At 33.6% G+C, this 4,410-nt stretch carries 4 protein-coding genes and 1 pseudogene; 1 reads left to right on the top strand and 4 read right to left on the bottom strand.

Annotation, left to right across the window (positions count from 1 at the left end):
* Positions 1-1,283: tetratricopeptide repeat protein (locus IQ224_RS21870; protein WP_194033489.1), on the bottom strand; the 1,283-nt coding region annotated here is incomplete at its 3' end.
* Positions 1,284-1,336: 53 nt separating this feature from the next.
* On the opposite strand from IQ224_RS21870, the gene tnpA reads away from it, so the two are divergent.
* Positions 1,337-1,780, top strand: a complete 444-nt coding sequence (gene tnpA / locus IQ224_RS21875) for an IS200/IS605 family transposase (RefSeq protein WP_002740761.1) — start codon at positions 1,337-1,339, stop codon at positions 1,778-1,780.
* A gap of 34 nt (positions 1,781-1,814) precedes the next feature.
* Here tnpA and IQ224_RS25170 read toward each other — a convergent pair.
* From IQ224_RS25170 to IQ224_RS21890, 3 genes and pseudogenes are all read right to left on the bottom strand, one after another.
* Positions 1,815-3,146, bottom strand: a pseudogene (locus tag IQ224_RS25170) (ATP-binding protein); the annotation flags it as partial.
* 179 nt (positions 3,147-3,325) lie between these two features.
* On the bottom strand, positions 3,326-3,598 hold the full coding sequence (locus tag IQ224_RS21885) for a hypothetical protein (RefSeq protein WP_103112651.1): 273 nt from the start codon (positions 3,596-3,598) through the stop codon (positions 3,326-3,328).
* 147 nt (positions 3,599-3,745) lie between these two features.
* Positions 3,746-4,410: CHAT domain-containing protein (locus tag IQ224_RS21890; RefSeq protein WP_194033490.1), on the bottom strand; the 665-nt coding region annotated here is incomplete at its 5' end.

The raw sequence follows: 4,410 nt of genomic DNA on the forward strand, positions 1-4,410 counted from the left end.
GTATATACTTCTAATGACAGGTTATAAGCAACAATAGCTAACTCTAAATTTTCTGCCTTTTCCCCTCTGATACGATCACTATAAGCATTGCCCAGATTATTTTGTGTCATTGCCCATTCATAAGGAAAGCTATCACGGGTATATACTTCTAATGACAGGTTATAAGCAACAATAGCTAACTCTAAATTTTCTGCCTTTTCCCCTCTGATGCGATTACTATAAGCATTGCCCAGATTATTTTGTGTCATTGCCCATTCAGAAGGAAAGCTATCACGGGTATATACTTCTAAAGCAGAATTAAAACAATAGATAGCCCTTTCTAAATTATCAGCTTTACTGCCTTGATTCTTGTCAAGATAAACATTACCTAAACTATTTTGAATTTTAGCCCATTTTTGAGAAAAATTTTGCTCAGAATAAACATTCAAAACCTGTTGATAAATTGTTTCTGCTTCCTCATATTTCTTTAATTTCTTATATACATAACCCAAGGTCTCAAGAGTGGCTACTTTTGTCGGTTCTAATGATGTTATTTGATTACTTAAATTCCAAGCTTCTAGCAAAGATTCTTCCGCTTTTTGTAACTCTCCTCTACGGTAATAAGCAACCCCTAATTGCTGTAAAGTTGTTATCATCATAGATATATTTTTTTCTGCTGAATACTCTGCAAATAATCTAGTTAATAGATCAATTCTTGCTTGAGTTTCTGATACTCCATCTCGTTCAAGAACCCGAGCAAAATTCACAAATTGACGATCAATATTTTTTTCTTCTGGTAGAGATTCAAACTTAAAAATACCTGATTTCCAAGCCCAAAAATCAGGGGCAAATCTAGCAAATCTAGTAATAGTATCGTTTGGTAAACAAAATAATATGGGATAAGGAACATCATAAGTAAAAGCGTCTCTAACAAAATTGAGATTTTGTAAAATAGGGGGATAATCCTTAAATCCGATAGAATTTTCTAATCCTTTGATAATTAACACTTGCTTTTTATCTTCTAAAGGGGGATTTTTAGATAAATAGTTTAAAATTTCATCTAATAAAAAACGCACCTGAGAATCATCTATATTTAAAACAATAAATTGTATATTTTGACATTGAGAATTATTCATTAAACTCTCAACTATCCAGTTAGCTTCCTCATTGCGGTTAACTTCAACAAAGCCAATAGTTAATCCTTCGGCAAAATCAATAAAAGTTAGTAACTCAGCTAATCTCTGCTGATTTTTTACTAAAAATAAACGATGATTAGAAATAGAGAAAGATTTAGTTTCTAACATTTTTTAATCTCTTCGGGTCTAATTCCCCGCCGCTCGCGGCGTACAATAGAAAAATGAGTGAATACATCCATAAGAGCCATAATGTAAGTGTTTTGCTATATCATTTAGTGTTCCCAGCCAAATATCGTAAAGCCGTTTTCGACGAACAGGTAGATAGCTTGTTGAAAGAAGTCTGTCTAGAGATGGAAAAACGATACGAGATAAAGTTTGTAGAAATTGGAGTGGATAAAGATCATGTGCATTTTCTGGTGCAATCAGTACCGACCTATAGTGTGACAAGGATAGTGACAATGATTAAAAGTATAACGGCGAGAGAAATTTTCAAAAAGTGTCCTCAAGTGAAAAAGCAGTTGTGGGGAGGAGAGTTTTGGAGTGATGGATATTACGCAAGTACGGTAGGAAAGCATGGGGATGAAGGTATGATAGCGAGATATGTAAAAGAACAAGATAAAGAATACCTGCAGCTACACCAAAATCTACAATTGAGTCTATTTTGATTCTGATACCCCGTCCGCTTGCGGCGGGGTAGTTCATTACCTTTTTAAAAGCTTGAATAGATTCAACAACTGGATTGATATAGTTCCATCTATCATTACCATTATATTCTAAGGCAGAAGTATTAAATAACATAAGTTGTCCAATTTGATTGTTATTAATTTCCTTGTTTAAATAGACATTTACTAAATGAGTATAATGCTCATCAGGAATGACTCTTTCAAAATCAAATTGTACTTGTTTAATGGCAGTTTGTACGTCTTCACTATCAATTTTAGAGCCGCCTTTTGCATTTGCTGAAGTAATAGCAGTTCTCATCATTTGCATTAGTTGTCTAACATGACCGCCACTAGCTTTGGCTAAACTTAATAAATCATCGTAATTAGCAAAAATATCCTGAACATTAACCCTAACTTCAATTAATTTAGCAACAGCTTTTAAGGCTTCTTCTTGATAGTCTAAATCGGGCTTATTTCTTTGTAAATTGTAGATATTGATCATCGGGACAATATTAGAGTTATCGAAAAAATTATTGACTTTTTTAGCTGAATAGATTGTAGAAATTGGCACAGTATAAATAATATTGCATCCCAAGGCTTGTAACTGTGCTGCATAATCGAAAAATAAATGATCGCCTACTTCTGGTGTTACTCGATCTAAATTGTCGAATATTACTAAAAATCCTTGATATTGAGGAAATTTTTGCTGTAATTTTCTAAACCCATCATCTAGTAAAAAATTTACATCAGCTTGTAAGCGAGAAATATCTTGTTCTAAGGTTTGACGAATTGTTTTTTTACGTTTATCAGACCCTTTAATTTGTGCTAATAATTTCACTAATAATTTAGCTACAAAAGGAATAGGAAAGGGAGAGGAACTAACATCTAAAGTTCCCGACATACTCACAGACTTCTCAACGGTTTCCTCTGTTTCTTCTGTGATATCTTTAAACCAAGCTTCAAAATTACTCAGAAGTTCATCATCAAACTTAATTCCTCGTTGTCTGAGTTCATATTCAATTTGCTTAATTAATACTAAATATAAGTCTATATAACGCGCATCTTCAATGTCAATTTCCCGATCAGCTTCTAAATAAACAATAAAATATTTTTCTTGCCATCTTTCCTGAATTCGCCTTAATTCTGTGCTTTTTCCACAGCCACGATGACCTGTAAATAAAATTGTTGTAAATTTTTCAGGTTCTTGAAATTCAAGAATTGTATCAACTTGACCTATAGCTTTGGTATTGCGAACTTTTGATAAATCAACATAATATCGTTTCATAGCTTCACCCCTTAGAGGATCAAGATTACAAACTCGGTAAGCTTCTTTGAGATTTTTGGCAAGATTAGTTTTGGTCATAGTCATTGAACAATATTATCTGAATAATCATAATTAATTATATTATAGCTTTTCAAAAAATACAATCTCCCTAAATCCAGTATCAGGGGGAACGCATCTTATTTTTGAAAGGTAGGCTGGATAAGGGTTTTCGAGATCATGGTTGATTTTTTCTGAAACGCTGAAAGTCTTATTAGATAAGGAATCTAGAATTTAGATGCGTTTGCCCTAAATCCAGTATTGACCAGTCGAAGGGTGAGAAACTGCCTCAACTGTTGCGCCATATTCCGTAACCAAGCAGCAGGATTATTATTTCCTTGTTGTTCTAACCATGTTGCATAGTTTTCCATCACCTGCAAAAATTCGGGATCAATCAATTCCTGATTTGCTTGCAGAATATTATTGAGTTCCTCATCATCAGTACAAGCGAGCAACTGTTCTATTAAATTAACATAAGCTTGGGCGCGTTGTTCATTCATTGTCTGTACTGTGATTAGAATGATTGAATGAGGGACTATGATTAGGTTTAAGATTGGTGTCTGAGACAATTATAGTCAATTAAATAATTACATTAATCATAGTTTAGATATTATTATTGTAAGTAATAATATGGTGCAATATCTGAGTTAAATCCCTGTTGCGATAAATGCTGTCCAATAATAGGGATTGGCAAAGGGATAGGGTTCACGTTTAACCGCAGCTTCTAATAAGTCTTGGAATTTTCTTCTATCCCGTTTACTCTCAAAGACTCGATCAAGTAATTGCTGGAATTTTTGACTATTTTTAATTCTGGCTAATTTTTTACTATTCAATGTTCTTAACCAAGTTTGAGTATGATTTAAAACAATGGCAATACTCCCTTGATCTTGGATAGAAATCTGTTTAAGATCGTGATAAAATTTAGTCATAAATAAGGTTGTTGCTAGGGGATCTACTGTCCAAAGGGTACTAACTACACTAGAACTACCTGCAAATAGAAACCCACTCGGTAAACCCACATATTCATCACTAATACTATCGGCTTTACTTTCGATTATACCACTTTCACAAGCAGAAAAAGTGACTAAACGGCATTCTCTTAAATCAAATTTCTCAAATACTTCTGCCAAAGTTAGGTTAGCTGATTCTCCTAAGTTACTATCTGGATCTGCTAACATTAAAGCGGAATCTCTAGGGGATTCATTATCAAATTTACCATGACAGGAAAAGTGAAGACAATGGGATGCTTGTAATTCTTGACGACGGTTTTCTAGGGTTTGTTTTGATGCTTCTGATTCACCAATAATAATAG

The organism is Microcystis sp. LEGE 00066, from assembly GCF_015207925.1.
GTDB lineage: Bacteria > Cyanobacteriota > Cyanobacteriia > Cyanobacteriales > Microcystaceae > Microcystis > Microcystis ichthyoblabe_A.

What these genes read in the sequence shown, in the direction of transcription:
- tnpA (WP_002740761.1), top strand. Translation starts at nt 1,337, where the DNA reads ATGAGTGAATACATCCATAAGAGCCATAATGTAAGTGTTTTGCTATAT.
- IQ224_RS21885 (WP_103112651.1), bottom strand. Translation starts at nt 3,598, where the DNA reads ATGAATGAACAACGCGCCCAAGCTTATGTTAATTTAATAGAACAGTTG.